The organism is Herbaspirillum lusitanum (assembly GCF_046025995.1).
In the GTDB taxonomy this organism is placed as follows: domain Bacteria; phylum Pseudomonadota; class Gammaproteobacteria; order Burkholderiales; family Burkholderiaceae_D; genus Herbaspirillum; species Herbaspirillum lusitanum_A.
The window spans coordinates 56884-77490 of the sequence record NZ_JAQQFM010000007.1 but is presented as its reverse complement, the minus strand read 5'-3'; the positions used below and the strand labels follow the sequence as shown (position 1 = coordinate 77490).

At 59.9% G+C, this 20607-nt stretch carries 16 protein-coding genes and 1 tRNA gene; 9 read left to right on the top strand and 8 right to left on the bottom strand.

Annotation, left to right across the window (positions count from 1 at the left end; translation table 11 throughout):
• Nucleotides 1–141: 141 nt before the first annotated feature.
• The 4 genes from tilS to cysS form a co-directional block, all read right to left on the bottom strand.
• A complete protein-coding gene (gene tilS / locus PQR62_RS16270) occupies nucleotides 142–1626 on the bottom strand; it encodes a tRNA lysidine(34) synthetase TilS (RefSeq protein WP_408159035.1) in 1485 nt (494 codons plus the stop codon).
• Between the two features lie 90 nt (nucleotides 1627–1716).
• Nucleotides 1717–2697 carry an acetyl-CoA carboxylase carboxyltransferase subunit alpha gene (locus PQR62_RS16265; protein ID WP_408159034.1) on the bottom strand — a complete coding sequence of 327 codons (981 nt, stop codon included), beginning with the start codon at nucleotides 2695–2697 and terminating at the stop codon, nucleotides 1717–1719.
• A gap of 141 nt (nucleotides 2698–2838) precedes the next feature.
• Entirely contained in the window at nucleotides 2839–3489 is a 651-nt protein-coding gene (locus tag PQR62_RS16260; protein WP_408159033.1) for a DNA-3-methyladenine glycosylase family protein, read from the bottom strand.
• A gap of 5 nt (nucleotides 3490–3494) precedes the next feature.
• A complete protein-coding gene (gene cysS, locus PQR62_RS16255) occupies nucleotides 3495–4925 on the bottom strand; it encodes a cysteine--tRNA ligase (protein ID WP_408159032.1) in 1431 nt (476 codons plus the stop codon).
• Nucleotides 4926–5172: 247 nt separating this feature from the next.
• On the opposite strand from cysS, the gene PQR62_RS16250 reads away from it, so the two are divergent.
• From PQR62_RS16250 to PQR62_RS16230, 5 genes are all read left to right on the top strand, one after another.
• The gene (locus PQR62_RS16250) at nucleotides 5173–6636 is read left to right on the top strand and encodes a nuclear transport factor 2 family protein (RefSeq protein WP_408159031.1); all 1464 of its coding nucleotides are present in this window, start codon (nucleotides 5173–5175) and stop codon (nucleotides 6634–6636) included.
• Nucleotides 6636–7880: a L,D-transpeptidase family protein gene (locus PQR62_RS16245; protein ID WP_408159030.1), complete on the top strand. Its 1245-nt coding sequence runs from the start codon at nucleotides 6636–6638 to the stop codon at nucleotides 7878–7880. The genes PQR62_RS16250 and PQR62_RS16245 overlap by 1 nt, the downstream gene beginning before the upstream one ends.
• On the top strand, nucleotides 7877–8455 hold the full coding sequence (locus tag PQR62_RS16240) for a peptidylprolyl isomerase (protein WP_408159368.1): 579 nt from the start codon (nucleotides 7877–7879) through the stop codon (nucleotides 8453–8455). The genes PQR62_RS16245 and PQR62_RS16240 overlap by 4 nt, the downstream gene beginning before the upstream one ends.
• Before the next feature lie 78 nt (nucleotides 8456–8533).
• Nucleotides 8534–9022 carry a peptidylprolyl isomerase gene (locus tag PQR62_RS16235; protein ID WP_408159029.1) on the top strand — a complete coding sequence of 163 codons (489 nt, stop codon included), beginning with the start codon at nucleotides 8534–8536 and terminating at the stop codon, nucleotides 9020–9022.
• A gap of 41 nt (nucleotides 9023–9063) precedes the next feature.
• Nucleotides 9064–9861: a UDP-2,3-diacylglucosamine diphosphatase gene (locus tag PQR62_RS16230; RefSeq protein WP_408159028.1), complete on the top strand. Its 798-nt coding sequence runs from the start codon at nucleotides 9064–9066 to the stop codon at nucleotides 9859–9861.
• Nucleotides 9862–10024: 163 nt separating this feature from the next.
• Here the strand turns inward: PQR62_RS16230 and cysE are convergent, their stop codons facing one another.
• The 3 genes from cysE to rnr all read right to left on the bottom strand — a co-directional run bounded on the left by cysE (nucleotide 10025) and on the right by rnr (nucleotide 14246).
• Entirely contained in the window at nucleotides 10025–10777 is a 753-nt protein-coding gene (gene cysE / locus PQR62_RS16225) for a serine O-acetyltransferase (RefSeq protein WP_408159027.1), read from the bottom strand.
• Between the two features lie 214 nt (nucleotides 10778–10991).
• On the bottom strand, nucleotides 10992–11729 hold the full coding sequence (gene rlmB / locus PQR62_RS16220; protein WP_408159026.1) for a 23S rRNA (guanosine(2251)-2'-O)-methyltransferase RlmB: 738 nt from the start codon (nucleotides 11727–11729) through the stop codon (nucleotides 10992–10994).
• A 12-nt stretch (nucleotides 11730–11741) separates the two neighbouring features.
• Nucleotides 11742–14246, bottom strand: coding sequence for a ribonuclease R (gene rnr / locus PQR62_RS16215; RefSeq protein WP_408159025.1), 2505 nt, complete (start codon nucleotides 14244–14246; stop codon nucleotides 11742–11744).
• Between the two features lie 355 nt (nucleotides 14247–14601).
• Here rnr and PQR62_RS16210 point away from each other — a divergent pair.
• Nucleotides 14602–14686 (top strand) — tRNA-Leu (locus tag PQR62_RS16210).
• 324 nt (nucleotides 14687–15010) lie between these two features.
• Here the strand turns inward: PQR62_RS16210 and PQR62_RS16205 are convergent.
• Nucleotides 15011–16552 carry a methyl-accepting chemotaxis protein gene (locus tag PQR62_RS16205; RefSeq protein WP_408159024.1) on the bottom strand — a complete coding sequence of 514 codons (1542 nt, stop codon included), beginning with the start codon at nucleotides 16550–16552 and terminating at the stop codon, nucleotides 15011–15013.
• Between the two features lie 485 nt (nucleotides 16553–17037).
• Between PQR62_RS16205 and PQR62_RS16200 the strand changes: the two genes are divergently transcribed.
• The 3 genes from PQR62_RS16200 (at nucleotide 17038) to PQR62_RS16190 (ending at nucleotide 20603) form a co-directional block, all read left to right on the top strand.
• Nucleotides 17038–18390, top strand: a complete 1353-nt coding sequence (locus tag PQR62_RS16200; protein WP_408159023.1) for an NAD(P)/FAD-dependent oxidoreductase — start codon at nucleotides 17038–17040, stop codon at nucleotides 18388–18390.
• A 102-nt stretch (nucleotides 18391–18492) separates the two neighbouring features.
• A complete protein-coding gene (locus PQR62_RS16195; protein WP_408159367.1) occupies nucleotides 18493–19293 on the top strand; it encodes a DUF1365 domain-containing protein in 801 nt (266 codons plus the stop codon).
• Between the two features lie 86 nt (nucleotides 19294–19379).
• The gene (locus tag PQR62_RS16190) at nucleotides 19380–20603 is read left to right on the top strand and encodes a class I SAM-dependent methyltransferase (RefSeq protein ID WP_408159366.1); all 1224 of its coding nucleotides are present in this window, start codon (nucleotides 19380–19382) and stop codon (nucleotides 20601–20603) included.
• Nucleotides 20604–20607 lie beyond the last annotated feature (4 nt).

The window sequence follows — 20607 nt, the reverse complement described above, 5'->3', positions numbered from 1 at the left end:
ATGTTAGGGATAACGCAAAAGCCCGTCATGACCTGATGTCATGACGGGCTTTTTGTATTGCGCGATCCTGCTCCGGCAGGCATTCCGATTGTCCTGAGCGATGGCGAGCAGACTGATGCAGTCGTCAGCGCTGGCAGAAAATCATTCGCTCTGCCATCGCAAGCTGATCCGCTCCGCAGACGCTGCCGGCGCAGAGCAATCCATGCCGATGCCGGCCGCGTACAGCAATTCTTCGCCGACGAATACCATCGGCAGAAAGGGCCGCTCCCACGCCGGAATATCGAGCGACTGATAATGATATTTGAGACTCTTGGCCGGACGATTGAAAGCCAGCCGCACACGCTCGCCGCCGCTGCGCACGCGCACCGAAAGATCCTTGCCGCGCAGCCACTGCGCGTCGACGCCGGCGCCTGCTTGTGCATCCACTTCTGCAGCGCAGCGGTCGAAATGCAGGGTGCCGCCGAATGCGGGGAAGCGCAGGCAGTCTTCTCCGCTCCAGACGAAATGCAGATCGGCCTGCGCTTCATCCGGCGGGGTGCGTCGGGGCGTCAGAAATACGCGCCCGCGATAGCGATGGATTTCGCCATCGGGATGCGAGACGCACAGTTGCGCCTCGTCCTTGGCCTGCAAGAGTTGCGCACGCAACTCCAATAGCCAGGCCGAAGACGGCATGCGCATGCCGCGCAAACCGAACCAGTAACGCAGCAGATTGTAAAAGCGCTCTTCGCTCAGTTCGCGCATGGGCGCCATCAGCAGATAATCATGTTCGCAACAGGCGGAAAAATCTTGCTGGCCCAGCTCGATCAGCAACTTCTGTGCGCTTGCGGCATGCTGCGCAGTACGCGCGAAGCGTTCCTGAAAACCGGGGAAAGACGCGGCCAGGGCAGGCATCACACGATGTCGCAGATTGTTGCGCGCGTAGCGCGTATCGGCGTTCGACTCGTCTTCGATATGCGGCAAAGCATGATGCTGCGCGTAGCTTTCCAATTGCGCGCGGCTGAACGACAGCAAGGGCCGCGCAATCGTCAGCGCCTCCGACCCGAGCAAGCCCGGCGCGGTATTGAATGCATCCATGCCCGACAAGCCGGCCACGCCCGAGCCGCGCAAGAGTTGCAGCAGCACTGTTTCAGCCTGATCGTCCTGATGATGTGCGCTCAGCAGAATATCTACCTCGTGGCGCAGGCTCAGGCGCCCCAATGCAGCATAGCGCGCCAGCCGCGCCGCCTCTTCCACCCCGCTCTTGTCGCGCGCCTGCAGCGCGACCTGCTCACTGTCGAACGCGATCCCAGCGAGCTGGCAACGCTGGCGGCAATGCGCCAGCCATTGATCGGCATGGATGCTCAGACCATGATGAATGTGGAACGCAAACAGTTTGAGATGATGCTGGCGCGCGTAGGCGGCGGCGACGTCCAGCAGCACGCTGGAATCGAGTCCGCCGCTGTAGGCCACCGCCAGCACGCGCCCATTGCCTGCTGAGTCTTCGCCGCTCACGGCAATCGACGACAAAGTATCCGCCAGCGCCTGCGCATACACGCTGTCGCTCAGTGCGGGCGACAGCCGCCGCTGACTTGCGGAATAGCCGCTGGCGGAATCAGAAGCTGAAAATGAATCGTCGATCGATGACATGGCGTGTGAGTAAAAATGCGCGCTGCAAAAAAAATGGCGTGCGCCTTTGAATGACGCACGCCCTTTCGGCCGGGGACTTGCTGAGACGGCTTAGTCCGTCGAATTCAATTCCTTGAACTTGCCGTAGGCCATCAGTTTTTCATGACGTGCCGCCAGCAGCTCCTTGGTCTTCACGCCCTGGAACTGGCGCAGCGTATCGCTCAGTGCGCGCTTGAGCAAGGACGCCATCTGCTTCGGATCGCGATGCGCGCCGCCCAGCGGTTCGCTGACGATCTTGTCGATCAGGCCGATGGCCTTCAGACGATGTGCAGTGAGGCCCAGCGCTTCGGCAGCGTCGGCTGCGCGATCGGCGGTCTTCCACAGAATCGAAGCGCAGCCTTCCGGCGAGATCACCGAGTAAGTCGCATATTGCAGCATCAGCACCGAATCGCCGACTGCAATCGCCAGCGCGCCGCCGGAGCCGCCTTCGCCGATGATGGTCGCGATCAGCGGCACTTTCAGTTCCGCCATCACATACAGATTGTGGCCGATCGCTTCCGACTGGCCGCGCTCTTCCGCATCGATGCCGGGGAATGCGCCCGGCGTATCGACGAAGGTAAAAATCGGTAAATTGAATTTTTCGGCGACTTTCATCAGGCGCATGGCCTTGCGATAGCCTTCCGGTTTCGGCATGCCGAAGTTGCGCATTGCACGTTCTTTGGTATCGCGGCCTTTCTGATGCCCGATCACCATGCAAGCCTGACCGTTGAAACGGGCCAGACCGCCGACGATGGACTGGTCATCCGAGAAAGTGCGGTCGCCGTGCAGCTCGTGGAAGTCGGTGAAGATTTCGCGCACATAGTCCATGGTGTAAGGACGTTGCGGATGGCGCGCGATCTGCGAGACTTGCCATGGCGTCAGCTTGGCGTAGATGTCTTTGGTCAGTTGCTGACTTTTCTTGACCAGGCGCTCGATCTCTTCCGAGATGTCGACGGCCGAGTCGTCTTGCACAAAACGTAACTCTTCGATCTTGGCGTCGAGCTCGGCGATGGCCTGTTCAAACCCCAGAAAAGTCGTTGTCGATTTACTCATCGTATTCCTTTATTAACAAGACCGATGTCCGCCACTTGCTGCATTCCCCGGCAGCAATTCCATGGCAAGACATGCAACTTGCAATCCTTGCGAGGACGCGAGTATACACCACGCCCTTCAATTCGCCAGCCGTGGCCGGGATCACTCTTCCGACGGCAGCGGATCCAGGCTACGCCACAGATACCAGGTGGCGACGGTGCGCCACGGCTCCCAGTTGGCAGCCACTTCGCGCGCATCGCTGCGCGACACCGGCTCGCCTGAAAAATAGTTGACGCTGATGCCCTTGAGCAAGCCCAGGTCGTCCAGCGGCAGCACGTTAGGGCGCAGCAGATTAAATATCAAAAACATCTCGGCTGTCCAGCGACCGATGCCTCGGATCTGCAGCATCTCGGCGATCACGTCTTCGTCGTCCATCTCCGCCCATTTGTCGGGATGCACGGTTTTTGCCTTGAAGTGATTCGCGAGATCGAGAATGTATTCCGCCTTGCGCTTGGACAGGCCGCAGCCGGCCAGACTTTCGGCACCGGCGCGCGTCACCTGCAGCGGGGTACATTTGGGACAGACTTCCAGAAAACGTTGCCACATGGCACTCGCTGCCTTGGTGGAAATCTGCTGCCCGATAATGGAGCGCGCCAGCGTGGTGAAGGCGTCGCCGCGCGCGGTCAGTTGCAGATCGCCGAATTGCGGGATCAGCTTGCGCATGATGCGGTCGCGCTTCATCAGCTCCGACTTGGCCTCCTCCCAATAGGAAGGAATCATCAGTCGCGGATCCTCCGGACTTATTGTTCTCATGGTCATCAACCTCTGCGCCATTCTGTCAGGCCGCCCGGTTTGTCCTCCAGAACGATGCCGGCCTCCGTCAATTCAGTACGAATGCGGTCAGCCTCGGCAAAGTTTCTGGCTTGCTTGGCAGCTACGCGATCGGCAATTTTGCGTGCGATGTCGGTTTCCGTCAATGCGTCGCCGGCCTGCTCTTGAGCGGCGCCCGGCGGCAATTTACGGCCCTTCAGATAGCCATCCGGATCCTGCTGCAGCAGACCGAGAATCGCCGCCATCGCCTTCAGTTGTGCCGCCGCCTGCGGCGATTGTGATTTATTCACTTCGCCGGCCAGTTCGTACAGCACGGAAATTGCCAGCGGCGTATTGAAGTCGTCATTCATGGCTTCGATGAAACGCTGGGAGTGCTCGCTATTGCGATCCAGCGCCGCGGCTTCGGGCGGCACATTCTTGAGCGTGTTGTACAGACGAGCCAGCGTCTGACGGGCGTCGTCCAAGTGCGCGTCGGAGTAATTCAGCGGACTGCGGTAATGCGCGCGCAGCATGAAAAAACGCACGTCTTCGCCATCGTAAGGACGGCCTCCTTCATTTTTCAGCACGTCGCGAATGGTGAAGAAGTTGCCCAGCGACTTCGACATCTTTTCATTGTCGATGCGCACGAAGCCGTTGTGCATCCAGTAGTTGACGAAGGAGTGCTGGTGCGCGCCTTCGGACTGCGCGATTTCATTCTCATGATGCGGGAACTGCAGATCCTGACCGCCGCCGTGGATGTCGAAATGATCACCCAGCTCTTCGTTCGACATGGCCGAGCATTCGATATGCCAGCCGGGACGGCCCTGGCCCCATTGCGAATCCCACTTGGCCTCATCGGGCTCGCTGGCCTTGGCCGATTTCCACAGTACGAAATCAAGCGGATCGCGCTTGCCGGTATTGACGTCCACCCGCTCGCCGGCGCGCAGATCATCCAGCGATTTGCCGGACAGCTTGCCGTAGCCGGGAAAGTCGCGCACCGAATAATTGACGTCGCCGTTTTCAGCCTGATAGGCCAGGCCATTGGCCTGCAGCTTCGCGATCATGTCCAGCATCTGCGGCACGAACTGCGTCGCGCGCGGCTCGTGGTCGGGACGTTGCACACCAAGCGCTGCCGCATCTTCATGCATGGCGTCGATGAAACGCTGGGTCAGCTGACCGATGGACTCGCGGTTTTCGATAGCGCGATTGATGATCTTGTCATCGATATCGGTGATGTTGCACACGTAGTTGACGTCGTAACCGATATCGCGCAGCCAGCGCTGCACCATGTCGAAGACCACCATCACACGGGCGTGGCCGAGGTGGCAATAGTCGTACACAGTCATGCCGCAGACGTAAAGTCCGACCTTGCCTGCGTGGATTGGAGAAAAAACCTGCTTATCACGCGCCAGCGTGTTGTAAATTTTGAGCTTGCTCATGGATGGGATTTCTTGCCTGGATCAGACTGTATTGCGGATGCGTTCATATGGGCGGCGCTTCGGATATGCCTTTGATTCGGCACGTTTCTTTTCCGAAGACGTCCCGGGATGGTGCCGGACTCGCCCCTTGGATCGGACTGTAATCAGCGTCTACAACATGAACGCAACACGATAGTCAAAACCCTATTTGTAGTACTTCTTTGATATAAAATGCCTGTTTTCATTCGAGTATAGCATTGATGAAACCATGCGCCCTGAATCACAAGAACACACTACTCGCCATGGTTTGCGCGGCATGCTGAATAAGACTGCACTACTTTCCGGCCTGATTGCGGCACTGTTTTCGACCGCGCTGCACGCCAGCGAAACCTCGGATATCAACAAGCTGATGCGTGCCGGCCAATACGCCGAAGCGCTGGCCAAGACCGATGCGATACTCGCCAAACATCCGCGCGACGCGCAACTGCGTTTCACGAAGGGCCTGATCTTAGCAGAACAAAACCGTTCTGCCGAGGCCATCGCAGTGTTCAGCAAACTGACCGAAGATTTCCCCGATCTGCCTGAGCCCTACAACAATCTGGCGGTGCTGTACGCCGCCAACGGCCAGTACGACAAGGCGCGTGCGACGCTCGATATGGCGATGCGCACCAACCCTACTTACGCCACCGCGCTCGACAATCTCGGCGACGTCTACGCCAAGCTGGCCAGCCAGGCCTATGACAAGGCGCTGCAACTGGATCCGGCCGCCAATGTGCCGCAACCCAAGCTGACGCTGGTGCGCTCGCTCAACGGCAATGTCTCGGGCGGCACCGTGCCGAAGCTGGCCAGTGCCTCGCAATCCAAACCCGCGGCGCCGGCAGCGCCGTCGGCCCCTGTTGCGCCGGCGACGCCGCCGACCTCGGTCGAGCCGGTGCGCGATCCCAAGATCGATGCCCTGGCCGCCAAGGCTGCCGCCGATGCTGCGGTGCAAGAGCAGGAGCGCGCCAAGGCCAGGGCCGCAGAGGCCGCCGCTCAGAAGGCGGCTGAAAAAGCGGCTGCCAAAGCCGCCGCAGACAAGGCTGCTGCCGACAAGGCCGCAGCGGAGCGCATCGCTGCGGAAAAGGCCGCCGCCGACAAGGCCGCGGCTGCCGAGAAGTTAGCGGCAGCAAAACGCGAGAAAGAAAAAGAGAAGGAAAAGGAAAAAGCCGCCCAGGCACAGGCGGCGCAAGCTGCTGCCCAGGCTGCCGCACAAGCGGCACAGGCTGACAAGGCACAGAAGCTGGCCAAGGCCGAACAAGAGAAAAACGAAAAGGCCGAGAAGGCCAAGGCAGAGAAGGAAAAGGCCGACAAAGCCAAGGCTGCCGACAAGGCCAACAGCAACAATCTCGAACAGGATCGCACCGCCCTGCTGACGGCACTCAATACCTGGGCCAGAGACTGGAGCGAGAAGGACGTCAAGGGCTACCTGAACCATTACGCCAGCGATTTCGACACGCCCAAGGGCGCATCGCGCAAGGAATGGGCGGAAGAACGGCGTGCGCGCATCGAAGACAAGGGACGCATCAGCGTCAAGGTCAGTTCGCCGCAGGTCAGTATCAAGGGCAATACCGCCACGGTCCGTTTCCGTCAGATATATAATTCGAACCGGCTTACGGTCGACAGCCACAAGACTCTGATCTTCACCAAACAGGGCAATCGCTGGCTCATCAAACAGGAACGCTCGGGAGGGTAATGTCTGCAATCGCTTCATATAAGCATCCGCTGCGCGCGCTCGGATGCCTGCTAAGCTTGTGTCTGGCTGCTGCGCCGGTAGCCGGCAGTCTGGCCTCCTCCTCTTCGATTCCCCCGCAAAGCGCGACGCCGGAAATCCGCAAGGCCGATCCTGAAGCGCTGCTGATCGAAGTCTATAAAGACCTGGGCAACAATCGCCTGCGTGAAGCGCAAGCCAAGGCCGATGCGCTGGTCGAAGCCTATCCGACCTTCCGCCTCGGCCATCTGGTGCGCGGCGATCTGCTGTTGATGCACGCGCGCCCGGTGCGCAATTTCGGCGCAATGGCCGATGCGCCTTCGGAAAAATTGCAAGAGCTGCGCGCTGAAGCGATGGTGCGCATCAAGTCCTTGCAAGAGCGCCCCGATCCCAACCGGATTCCGCAGGCGGTGCTGCAGATCGGCGAAGATCAAAAGAATCTGCTGGTGGTCGACACTTCGCGCTCGCGCCTGTATGTATATGAAAATCAGGGCGGCGAGCTGAAGTTTCAGAGCGACTATTACATTTCACAAGGCCGCTTCGGCGCCAACAAGACCAAGCAAGGCGACCAGCGCACGCCGATCGGCGTGTACTACGTCAACGGCCGCATTCCCGGCCCCAAGCTGCCCGATTTTTACGGCACCGGCGCGCTGCCGCTGAGCTATCCGAATGAATGGGACAAGCGCAATGGCCGCAGCGGTTACGGCATCTGGCTGCACGGCACGCCGGCCGACAATTTCAGCCGGCCGCCGCTGTCCTCAGACGGCTGCGTGGTGCTGGCCAATCCCGATCTGCAAAGTCTGTATGCGACCGCAGAAGTCGGCAAGACGGTGGTGGTGATCAGCCAGGATGTGAAGTTCATTCCGCGCAGCGACTGGGACAGGCAACGCGATTCGGCCGGTAAGATGCTGGAGCAATGGCAGCAGTCGCTGGAGGAAAATGACGGCGACAAAACTCTGTCCTATTACTCGCGCGACTTCCGCTCCAATCTGGGAGAAAGCCTCTCCACCTGGTTTGCCCGCCAGCAAAAAAGTATGAACGGGGCGCGTCTGACCAATGTCAAATTGCGCGATGTCAGCCTGATCCGCTACCCCGGCCCGGAAGACATGATCGTCAGCACTTTCACTCAGGAAAGTGCCGTCGGCAAAAGCAAGAATTCGATCCGCAAACGCCAATACTGGGTGAAGGAAGGATCGCAATGGAAAATTATTTACGAAGGTAACGCCTGATGATTTCTCGTCGCACACTGCTCGCCGGCATCGCCGCCCTCTCCCTCTCCAGCGCCGCCCTGACGGCGCACGCGGCCGATGCGCCGCACGTGCTGCTGAAAACCAGCATGGGCGACATCGTGCTGGAACTGAATCAGGAAAAAGCGCCGGGCTCGGTCGAGAATTTCCTCAAGTACGTGAAAAAGGGCCAGTACAACGGCACCATCTTCCATCGCGTGATCAATGGCTTCATGATCCAGGGCGGCGGCTTCGACAAGAACATGAAAGAAAAGGCGACCGATGCGCCGATCAAGAACGAAGCCAAGAACGGTTTGAAGAACGAGGTTTATACTATCGCCATGGCCAGAACCAGCGATCCGCATTCGGCGACCGCGCAATTCTTCATCAACGTTGCCGATAACCGGGCGCTGGATTATCCCAGCCGCGACGGTTGGGGCTACGCCGTATTCGGCAAAGTGATCCAGGGCGCCAATGTCGTGGATCAGATCAAGCAGGTACGCACCACCAGCAGCGGCATGTACAGCGATGTACCGATGACGCCGGTGGTGATCGAATCGGCGACGCTGGTCAAGTAATTTCAGGCAGCTATCTGGTTTTCCGGCTTTAGCGCAAACCAATTTCTTTCAAGCAACTCATCAAGTAAAGGATTTACCATGGCAGTTCTCTTCACCACCAATCACGGTAGCTTCAAGGTCGAGCTGGACGCAGAAAAAGCGCCGAAGACCGTGGAAAACTTCCTGGCGTACGTCAAATCCGGCCACTACGCCGGCACCATTTTCCATCGCGTGATCGATGGTTTCATGGTTCAGGGCGGCGGTTTCGAACCTGGCATGAAGCAAAAGCCGACCAACGATCCGGTCGAAAACGAAGCCAAGAACGGCCTGAAGAATGAGCCATACACCCTGGCGATGGCACGTACTTCGGCGCCCCATTCGGCATCGGCCCAGTTCTTCATCAACGTCAAGAACAACAGCTTCCTCGACTATCCTGGTCAGGATGGCTTTGGTTATTGCGTGTTCGGCAAAGTGACCGAAGGCACCGACGTGGTCGACAAGATCAAGGCTGTGAAGACCACCCGCACCGGCATGTTCGCCGACGTGCCGGCTGAAGACGTGATCATCGAAAAAGCCGAAGTGGTCTGAGTCGGTTCCGACTGATTACTGATTCAGCGACAAAGCTATCAATGACGACTTCTCAGTCCTCGCAAAAAGCGCAACCGACGGTTGCGCTTTTTATTTCCGACCTGCATTTGCAGGCCAGCCTGCCGCGCACCACGGCCGCTTTCCACACCTTCCTGGCGGAGCAGGCGACGCAAACGCAGCATCTGTTTCTGCTCGGCGATATCTTTGAATACTGGGCCGGCGACGACGACCTCGCCACGCCTTACAACGAGGAAATCGCCAGCGCCCTGCGCAAGCTGAGCGACACCGGTGTGAAGCTCTACTGGATAGGCGGCAACCGTGATTTTCTCGTCGGCCAGGTCTTTGCCGATGCCGCCGGTCTGACGCTGCTGCCCGATCCGCACGTGATCGAACTGGCCGGGCGCAAGATTGCACTGGCGCATGGCGACGCCCAATGCACCGACGATCAGGCCTACATGGCCTTCCGCGCGCAGGTGCGGCAAACGGCGTGGCAACAGCAGTTTCTGGCAATGCCGCTGGCGCAGCGCAAAGCCATCATCGAAGGCCTGCGCAAGAACAGCCAGGACGCCAATCAGAACAAGTCCATGGAGATCATGGACGTCAATCCCGATGCGATACGCGGCCTGTTCGACAGCACCGCGACGGATACGCTGATCCATGGCCACACGCATCGTCCCGCGCTACATGTGACACTGGCCGAAGGAGATCAGCCGCAACGCCTGCGCTACGTCTTGCCGGACTGGGAATACGATGTGGAACCGCCGCGCGGCGGCTGGATGAGTCTGACCGCAGATGGCGTGCTGCATCGTTTCGACGGCGCCGGCACAGAGCTCGCATGACGCTGCCGAGGCGTTGAAGCAACGCCTGCGCTAATGTACAAAAGCCTTGCTGCCGTATCAACGGCAGCAAGGCTTTTTCTTCACACCTGCAATTTCAGACTGTAGCCGGCGCACCTGATCAATCAAGACTCCTCAGGCCTTCATAGCTCGCCGCAGCCCATCCTCAATCAACCAGCTTGTTGAGTTTTTCCGGGTCGAATTTTTCCAGTTCTTCAAGACGCTGGCAACCGATGCCGGCATTCCTCAGCGCAGCCAGCATTGCTTCGATCTGATGTTCCTGCGCCGTCACCTGACTGATGAGGCCGTGCAAGGCCTTGGACAAAGGATCATCGCCGTTGGGCATGACGCCATAGGCCGCGAACATGCGCGCCGCAGCTTGCTCGCGCGGATCAAGTGCCTCCTTGCGCAACACCACGCGGGCCGGATTGCCGACCGCCGTGGCACCGGCCGGCACCTCCTTCACCACCACCGCATTGGAGCCGACCTTGGCGCCGTCACCCACGATGAAGCCGCCCAGGACCTGCGCGCCGGCGCCGATGATCACGCCGCGTCCCAGCGTGGGGTGGCGTTTGGCGCCCTTGCTGAGCGAGGTGCCGCCCAGCGTCACCCCCTGATAAATGGTGCAGTCGTCGCCGATGATGGCGGTCTCGCCGATCACCACACCGAAGCCGTGATCGATGAATACGCGCCGCCCTATCGTGGCGCCGGGATGGATTTCAATGCCGGTCAGACCACGCCCCAGATGCGAAACGAAACGCCCCAGCCACTTGAAGCCGGCACGCCAGCAGGCATTCGCCCAGCGGTGAACCACCACCGCATGCAGACCGGGGTAACAGGTCAGCACCTCCCATGCATTGCGCGCTGCGGGGTCGCGTTCGATGATGCTGGAGATGTCTTCACGAAGTCGGCTGAACATAGAGGCTGATGAGTACGGAAATGAACAAGCAAATACCAAAAACAAGGAAGTGCCATCTTAATCGCTTTTAATCTCGGAGGAGGAGAGCATGCGATGGCACTGCCGCGCAACGAGGTTTTCCTGGCACCCGCCGGATAGCGGCCGCCGCAAAGAAAACGGGCCGGGATCCTTTCAGATCCGGCCCGTCACTGGTACGGAAAATTGGATCGTCGGCTTACCTGGGAATACGTTGACGTCTCGCTTCGTACAGACAGACGCCGGAAGCCACGGACACATTCAGGCTTTCGACCGAACCGAACATCGGGATGCTGACCAGCACGTCGCAGGTTTCACGCGTCAGCCGGCGCATGCCCTCGCCTTCCGAGCCCATGACCAGCGCGGTGGGACCGGAGAAGTCGCCTTCATACAGATCCTTGTCGGCATCGTCGGTGGTGCCGATCAGCCAGACACCGCGCTCCTTCAGATCGCGCATGGTGCGCGCCAGATTGGTCACGGTGATGTAAGGCACGGTTTCGGCGGCGCCGCTGGCCACCTTGGCGGCAGTGGCGTTGAGGCCGACTGCGCGATCCTTGGGGGCGATCACGGCATGTGCGCCGGCGCCATCGGCCACCCGCAGACAGGCGCCCAGATTGTGCGGATCGGTGATGCCGTCCAGAATCAGCAGCAGCGGCGGTCCTTCGACCGCATCCAGCAGTTCGTCCAGCGTACGGGCCAGCGACAGCGCGGCGGCCTTGGCGACCACACCCTGATGCCGACGTGTACCAACCATGTTGGACAGGCGCTGATCATCCGCCATGATGATGCGCACGCCAGCCTCTTTCGCAGCATGCAGCAAATCCAGCATACGGCGATCCTTGCGATCGGAGTCGACATAAATTTCATCCACCGACGAAGCTTCGTGGCGGATACGTGAGGTCACGGCGTGAAAGCCGAAAATCATTTTGCTCTTCATATTCCTGCTTGTTTAACGTTTCTTCTTACCTGGTTTGGCATAAGCCTTGGTTGCCCGCTTGCGGTCGGCTTCACCCGGTTTGGCGTGGGCTGCAGGTTTCGCTGCCGCCTTGCCCTTACCGGCCTTGGCCGCCGCCGGCGCTGCCTTGGCGACAGCTGTCTTGCCGGCTGCGCCCTTGCCCGCTGCACCGCCGCGACCACCGCCGCCGGCGGCACCGGCTGATGCGCCCTTGCCGCCCTTGGCTGCGTGTTCGGCGCGGCGCGCTTCGTTCTTGATCAGCGTACGGATGCCAGGCTCGGTCACCAGTCGCAGATCGATCTTGCGTGCGTCCAGATCGACGCGGCTGACCTGCACCGTCACGCGGTCGGTCAGCTGATAGCGGATACCGGTACGTTCGCCGCGCAGCTCATGGCGCGACTCGTCGTACTGGAAATAATCGGCGCCCAGCTCGGTCACGTGCACCAGGCCTTCGATATACAGCGCATCAAGCTGCACGAAAATGCCGAAGGTGGTGACGCCGGAAATGGTGCCGGTGAACTCTTCGCCCAGCTTGTCGCGAATGAAGTAGCACTTCAGCCATGCCTCGACATCGCGTGAAGCCTCATCGGCGCGGCGTTCATTGGCCGAGCAGTGGATGCCCAGCGCTTCCCAGATCGCCAGCGCGCCTTCGGCCTTTTTCTTGCCGTTGGCCTTGTCCTGCGCCTGCATCTTGCGCGCAGCAGGCGACAGCATGGTGTTGAGCTCTGCGGTTTCGATGCCCTTGGGATCGTAGCGCTTGCCTTGCAGAATCGCCTTGATGGCGCGGTGTGTCAGCAGATCCGGATAGCGCCGGATCGGGCTGGTGAAGTGGGCATAGGATTCATACGAGAGACCGAAGTGGCCGATGTTTTCCGGGCTGTAGACCGCCTGCTGCATGGAGCGCAACAGCATGGTCTGGATCAGCAAGGCATCCGGCCGGCTCTTGATCTTGGGCATCAGCTCGGCGTAGTCGGAAGCACTCGGCGAATCGCCGCCGGCCAGACTCAGGCCTATCTGCTTGAGGAAAGTGCGCAGCTGATTCAGTTTTTCCTTGGTCGGTCCGGCGTGGATACGGAACAGACCTGGATGCTTGTGACGCTGCAGCAGATCGGCGGCGCAGACGTTGGCCGCCAGCATGCACTCCTCGATCACCTTGTGCGCGTCGTTGCGGGTGCGCGGCAGGATCTTCTCGATCTTGCCGGCGGCATTGCAGACGATATAGGTTTCGGTGGTTTCGAAATCGATGGCGCCGCGTGCGTGGCGCGCCTGCAAGAGCGCCTGGAACACTTCATACAGATGCAGCAGATGCGGCACCAGGCCGATGCGCTTGGACGCTTCCGGCCCCTTGGTATTGGCCAGCACGGCCGCGACTTCGGTATAGGTCAGACGCGCGGCGGAGTGAATCACCGCCGGATAGAACTGGTAGGCCTTGATCTCGCCCTTGGCAGTGATCACGGCATCGCACACCAGCGTCAGGCGATCGACATCCGGGTTCAGCGAGCACAGCCCGTTCGACAGTTTTTCCGGCAGCATCGGAATCACGCGGCGCGGGAAATACACCGAGGTGCTGCGCTCCAGCGCATCCACATCCAGCGCGTCGTTCGGCTTGACGTAATGGCTGACGTCGGCAATCGCGACGATCAGACGGTAAGCCTTGGTGCGACCGATCTTGACCGGTTCGCAGTAGACCGCATCGTCGAAGTCGCGTGCGTCTTCGCCGTCAATCGTGACCAGCGGCACATCGCGCAGATCGACGCGATCCTTCAGATCGGCCGCCTTGACTTCGCCCGGCAACTTGGACGACAGCTTCTTGGCGGCTTCCGAGAATTCATGCGGCACGCCGTATTTGCGCACCGCAATTTCGATTTCCATGCCCGGGTCGTCGATGTCGCCCAGAATCTCGGCGATCTTGCCGACCGGCTGGGTGTAACGCGACGGCTGCTCCGTCAATTCGACGCTGACCACCTGGCCGGCCTTGGCCTTGCCCGGCGAGCCGGCGAGGATCACGTCCTGGCCGATGCGCTTGTCTTCCGGCGCCACCACCCATACACCGTTTTCATTCAGCAGACGACCGATGACGTGCGTATTGGCGCGCGTCACCACTTCGACGATGGTACCTTCCGGACGGCCGCGGCGGTCGGTACCGATGATGCGCGCCTGCACGCGATCGCCGTTCAAGACCTTCTGCATTTCCTTTTCCGGCAGGAAAATATCGCCGCTGCCGTCGTCCGGCAACAGGAAACCGAAACCGTCGCGGTGACTGCTCACGCGGCCTTCGATGAAACTCGGCGAATGCGTCAGCTTGTAATTGCCGGAACGGTCGGGGGTGATCTGGCCGTCGCGCTCCATGGCGTTCAGGCGGCGCGTCAGACCATCCATTTCTTCAGGCTTGACGCCAAGTGCGGCTGCCAGATTTACGGCGCTCAGGGCCGACGACGAGGTGCGCAGGATGCCGAGAATCTCTTCACGGCTGGGAATGGAATATGGAAATTGGCTCAAAAGTGTTATTCGCTCAATTGTTATTCATGAGAGCAGCGACCGGATGCAGCATGGTGTTTGCGCGCTCTTCGGATTGCAAATACCCGGCCGGCATGTGTGGATGCCGGGCAAGCGGGTTCTAGTGTAACGGAGTTACCGCCGTTTACCTAACCGGAGGCCGACAGCATGCAGACCGAGGGCGGTGCCGGCCGGTTCCGCTGCCGGCATCGGCAAGCGTACCAAATGAACCGGCCTGCGTGCTGCCTCTCCTATCCGCATCGCCCTGCTTGCCGCTCTGCAAACAAATCAAGCGAGGCCTGCCGAAGATATTGACAAGCATTTTTCATCGTATATAATCTCGTTCTTTCGCGTTATTGCCCACGTGGCGGAATTGGTAGACGCGCATGGTTCAGGTCCATGTGCCGCGAGGTGTGGGGGTTCGAGTCCCTCCGTGGGCACCAAAACATAAAAGGTCGATTAACGAAAGTTAATCGGCCTTTTGCGTTTTCAGGGCACACGAGCAAAGCGCCTGCGCGCTTTGCGGGAGGGGCTCGAAAGCCCGGCCTTGCAAGGCCGGGCGGGGTCGAGATACGTGACCGAGTCCCTCCGTGGGCACCAAAACATAAAAGGTCGATTAACGAAAGTTAATCGGCCTTTTTTGCGTTTTCGGGGCACACGAGCAAAGCGCCTGCGCGCTTTGCGGGAGGGGCTCGAAAGCCCGGCCTTGCAAGGCCGGGCGGGGTCGAGATACGTGACCGAGTCCCTCCGAGACCTTGCCTGCCGATTCAGGCATTGAGCCGAAATACACTGACCGTTTCCGTCAACGTCGCCGCCTGATCCTGCAAGGCCTTGGCCGCGGCGGCGGCCTGCTCCACTAGTGCCGCGTTTTGCTGAGTAGCTTCGTCCATCAGCGTAATGGCCTGATTCACCTGTTCGATGCCGTCGCTCTGCTCCTGGCTGGCCGAAGAAATTTCCGCCACCACATCGGTCACGCGCCGCACGCTGCTCACCACTTCATCCATCGTCACGCCGGCCTGCGCCACCAGCTTGCTGCCGGCATCCACCTTTTCCACCGAATCGTCGATCAGGCCCTTGATCTCCTTGGCGGCCGCCGCAGAGCGCTGCGCCAGGCTACGCACCTCGGACGCCACCACCGCAAAGCCGCGTCCCTGCTCGCCGGCGCGTGCCGCTTCCACCGCCGCATTCAGCGCCAGGATATTGGTCTGGAATGCGATGCCGTCGATCACGCCGATGATGTCGACAATCTTGCGCGAAGACTCATTGATAGACGCCATGGTGTTGACCACCTGACCGACCACGCTGCCGCCCTGCACTGCCACTTCCGATGCCGACACCGCCAGCTGATTGGCCTGACGCGCGTTGTCGGCGTTCTGCTTCACCGTGGAAGTCAGCTCCTCCATCGCCGAGGCAGTCTCTTCCAGCGAGCTGGCCTGCTGCTCGGTGCGATTCGACAGATCCAGATTGCCGTTGGCGATCTCGCTGGATGCCGTGGCGATGGTGTCGGTGCCCATGCGCACCTTGCTGACGATGCCGGTCAGGTTGTCGTTCATTTCCTTGAGCGCCATCATCAGTTGCCCGGTTTCATCGGACGACTTCACCTCGATCCGGTTACCCAGCTGGCCCTGCGCCACCCGCCCGGCCACATCCACCGCTTCGATCAGCGGCCGCGTGATCGAACGCGTAATGACGAAGGCCAGCACCACGCCGGCCGCCAGTGCGAAAGCGCCCAACGCCATCATCATCATGCGCGCGGCACGGAATACCCCATCCACTTCGGCTGTCAGCGCCTTGATGCGATCCGCCTGCTGCACTGCCAGCTTTTCGATGCTACTCAGATAAAGCCGGCTGTTCGGCAATAGTTGCTCCTCCACCAACTTCCTGGCGGCGTCTTCGTTACCCGCGTCCTTTTCCTTGAACACTGCGTTATTGGCGGCGATCACCACCTTGCGATGCTCATTGATTTCATTGAGGGCCGCCTTGCCCTGATCGTCGGTGATCAGCTCTTCCATGCGCTTCACATAGCCGTTGTTCCTGGCGATGGTGGCGACGATCTGATCCTTGTAATACTTCTGCTGTACCGGATCGGCATTCTTGGCGCCGGCCACAATGCGGCCGACGTTGAGCTCGATCGACTTGTAGAACTCGTTGACCAGCCTTTCCTTCACCAGCGCGTCGTTGACCATCAAGTCGTTGAGTTTGCCGACCGATTGCAGCCGCCAGACGCCGATACCGGTAATCAGCCCCATCAGAATCAGAATGGCCGCAAAGCCGAGTCCCAGGCGTGTACCGATTTTCATGTTTTTCATAGTGCTCCCGCTCCCTGTGCATCGTGTCGATCTCTTAGGATGACAACGACCGGCAGACCTGAACCGAGCTTCTGCAGATCGATGCCTTATGTGCCGCTGTTATGTTTTTTGGCAGTTGCCCCTGTATAACGGATCGCCGCGAGCACGGCTTGAGCGTTTGAGCCTTGCGCCGCACAAATTTCTGCGGCCGGTATCGCAGTCTGCATGCCCCCCCCCATTCGTGCCGGTTAGAATTGCAATTTTTAATAGACAGTATTGCAATCATCATTTGCTGCCAGACAATGAAATTGCCGGCCTTTTGTGCAAGGCCATTACTCGCTGACAATTATTTTGCGATTTGTTGCATCCGATACTGCATCCGCCACGTATATAGCTGTGAGCGTGAGCGAAGAGACCTGAATGGCGCCCGTTTTTATCGTCCGTTTTGTCGCCCGCTTTGTTGTTCACTTGCCATTTTGATCACCAATACCAAGAACAAGTCCATCATGAAAATTGCAGTCATCGGATCCGGCATTGCAGGCCTTTCCTGCGCCTACAAACTGGCGCAGTCTGGTCTGGCAGTCACGCTGTTTGAGGCCAACGATTACTTCGGCGGCCATACCCATACGGTGGACGTCACGCTGGAAGGCAAGACCCACGGCGTCGACACCGGTTTTCTGGTGTTCAATCACAAGACGTATCCGAATCTGGTTCGCCTGTTCGAGGATCTCGATATTGCAACGGTCGGCACCGATATGTCGTTCTCGGTCAAGATGCCGCGCCGCGGCCCCGGGCTGTTCGGTTCGACCATGCTGGAGTGGGCCGGCGCCAATCTGAACACCGTCTTCGCACAACGCAGCAACCTGCTGCGCCCGAGCTTCTGGCGCATGCTGCGCGACGTCATGCGTTTCAACCGCCAGGCCACTGCACTGGCTGAAGCCAACGACGATATCGCCATGGCGCAGCCGCTGCGCAGCTTCCTCGATGCCAACCGCTACAGTGCCGAATTCCGTAACTGGTATCTGCTGCCCATGGCCGGCTGCATCTGGTCCTGCCCTACGCATCAGATGCTGGAATTCCCGGTCGGCACCTTCATCCGTTTCTGCCACAACCATGGTCTGCTGCAGGTCAACGACCGGCCGCAATGGTTCACGGTCAAGGGCGGCGCGCGTCAATATGTGGAAAAGATGCTGACGGCAATTCCCGACATCCGTCTGAACACACCGGTCAAGGCGGTCACCCGCACCCGTCTCGGCAAGACCCGCATCGTCGGTGTCGAAACCAGCGACAAAACCGAAATCTTCGATCACGTGGTGATGGCCTGCCACAGCGATCAGACCCGTTTGCTCCTGCTGGATCTGGATGACAGCGAGTCGCGCATTCTGAGCGCGATCCGCTATCATCCGAATCGCGCCGTGCTGCACACCGACGCCAGCCTGCTGCCGGAAAACAAGGCCGCCTGGTCGGCCTGGAATTATCAGGCGGTGCAGGCGCGCGAGCCGCAGGTTTGCGTGCACTACCTGATCAACATGCTGCAACCGCTGCCGTTCGAGACCCCGGTCATCGTTTCGCTTAACCCGGTGCAGGAACCGGCAGCAGACAAAGTCATCGCCAGTTACGATTACGCGCATCCGGTATTCGACGGCGCCGCCGTCGAGGCGCAAAAACAACTGGCGCTGCTGCAAGGCGAACGCAACACCTGGTTCGCCGGCGCCTGGACCGGCTACGGCTTCCACGAAGACGGCCTGAAATCGGGTCTGGCCGTGGCGCAGGAAATTCGCAGTCTGGCATTTCACGCCGTACCGAAAGCGCATCAATTGCCCAATACGCCCAATAACCCTAGCAATATCAACCGCTGAATCGAAGAGAGCAAAGGACACCTCGTGCCAGCCAAGCTGCAAGCTCCGTTCCGATCCGCTCAAGCGGATCCGGCCGCGCCCCCGGACGCAAGCGCCGCCGCGGTGACGCGCGCGCCGCAACTGTGCCTGGGCCAGGTGCGTCATACGCGACTGCGGCCGGTGCAGCATGCCTTCGGCTATGGCGTCTATTTCATTCGTCTGCCGCTGCGCAGTCTGGCCGCGGCCGGCAAAACGGATTTCGGCTCGCGCCTGCTGTCGCGCAATCGCTTCAACCTGCTCTCGTTTCATGACCGCGATCACGGCGACCAGCAAGGCCAGCATCAGGGGGACCTGCTGGGCTGGATCGAAGCCCAGCTGCGCCAGCACGGCGTGCACGATGCCGATGGCGAAATCTGGCTGCAATGCTTCCCGCGCGTACTCGGCTATGTGTTCAATCCGGTGTCCTTCTGGTTTTGCCATCGCGCCGACGGCAGCCTGCGCGCGATCCTGTGCGAAGTACGCAATACCTTCGGCGAGCGCCATTGCTATCTGCTCGATCAGGGCCACGAACTGGAATGGGGCCAGGAGTTGCAGGCCAGCAAGATTTTTCACGTCTCGCCCTTCTGCGAAGTCCAGGGCCACTATCGCTTTCGCTTCATGCAACGCGAGGCCTCTGCTTGCGAACGCCAACGCCATCTGGCCTGCATCGACTATCACGACGGCGCCGACGGCGTGTTGCTGCAAACCAGCGTGTCGGGCGAAGCCCACGCACTGCAAGACGGCCGGCTGCTGCGCACCTTCTTCACATACCCGCTGCAAAGCTTTGGCGTCATGGCGCGCATACACTGGCAGGCGCTGCGCCTGTGGCTCAAGCGCGTCCCGTTTTTCAGCAAACCCGAACCACCCGCCAGCAAGGTATCCTGATGAATCCGGATCACTCGACCCACTCCAACAATAACGCGCACAGTGCGCCCGGCGCATCGGGCCATCTGTCTACTCCCTGCATGTCGATGGAATTCACCACATCAAACCGCCCTTCTTCACGTATTCCCTATCGTGCCCGCATCATCCTGCGCATGCTGGAGCAACTCCGCCACGGCAGCCTGCGCTTGTTTCTGCCCGACGGCCAGGTGCGCAACTTCGGCGTCGGCGACGAGCCGCACGCGCCGGCGGCGCCGATATCGCTCACGCTGAACAGCTGGACTCCGTTTTTGGCCGCGCTCAAATCGGGCGACATCGGCTTTGCCGAAAGCTTCATCGACAACCACTGGCACACCGACAATCTGCCCGGCCTGCTGGAACTGCTGGCACGCAATCGTCAGCAGATAGAAAGCGCGCTCTACGGCAGCTGGCTGGGACGCCTGGCCTATCGCATCAAGCATTGGCGCAATCGCAATACACGCGCCGGCAGCCGCAAGAACATCAGCGCCCATTACGACCTCGGCAATAATTTCTACTGGCTGTGGCTGGACCCGTCGATGAGTTACTCGGCCGCTATCTTCTCCGGCAAGGACGATCAGACGCTGGAACAGGCGCAATACGCAAAGTACCGCCGCGTGCTGCAGCAATTGCAGGTCAAGCAAGGCAGCCGCGTGCTGGAAATCGGTTGCGGCTGGGGCGGCTTCGCCGAGACTGCGATCCGCGAAGGCGGTGTCAGCCTGACCGGCCTCACGCTGTCGGAACAGCAATTGCGCTACGCGCAGAAGAGATTGCAGGAAGCCGGCCTGGACGGTCGCGGTAATCTGCAACTCTGCGATTACCGCGACGTCGACGAGCCATACGATGCCATCGCCTCCATAGAAATGTTCGAAGCGGTCGGCGAAGAATACTGGGACAGCTACTTTGCCTGCCTGAATCGCAATCTGCGTCAGGGAGGCCGCGCCTGCATTCAGAGCATCGTGATTGACGACGCGCTGTTTGAGACTTACCGCAAGGGCACCGACTTCATTCAGCAATACGTGTTCCCGGGCGGCATGCTGCCCTCGCGCGAAGTGTTCTGCAAGCTGGCGCAAAAGCACGGTTTGCACGTCGCCGACATTTTCCCCTTCGGTCTCGACTATGCCGAGACGCTGGCGATCTGGCGTCGGCAGTTCCGCGCGCAACTGCGCGAAGTAAGGGTGCAGGGTTTCGACGAGCGCTTCATCCGCACCTGGGACTTCTATCTGGCGTATTGCGAAGCCGGGTTCCGCGCCGGAAATATCAACGTCATGCAATTCACGCTGATCAGGAATTGACGGC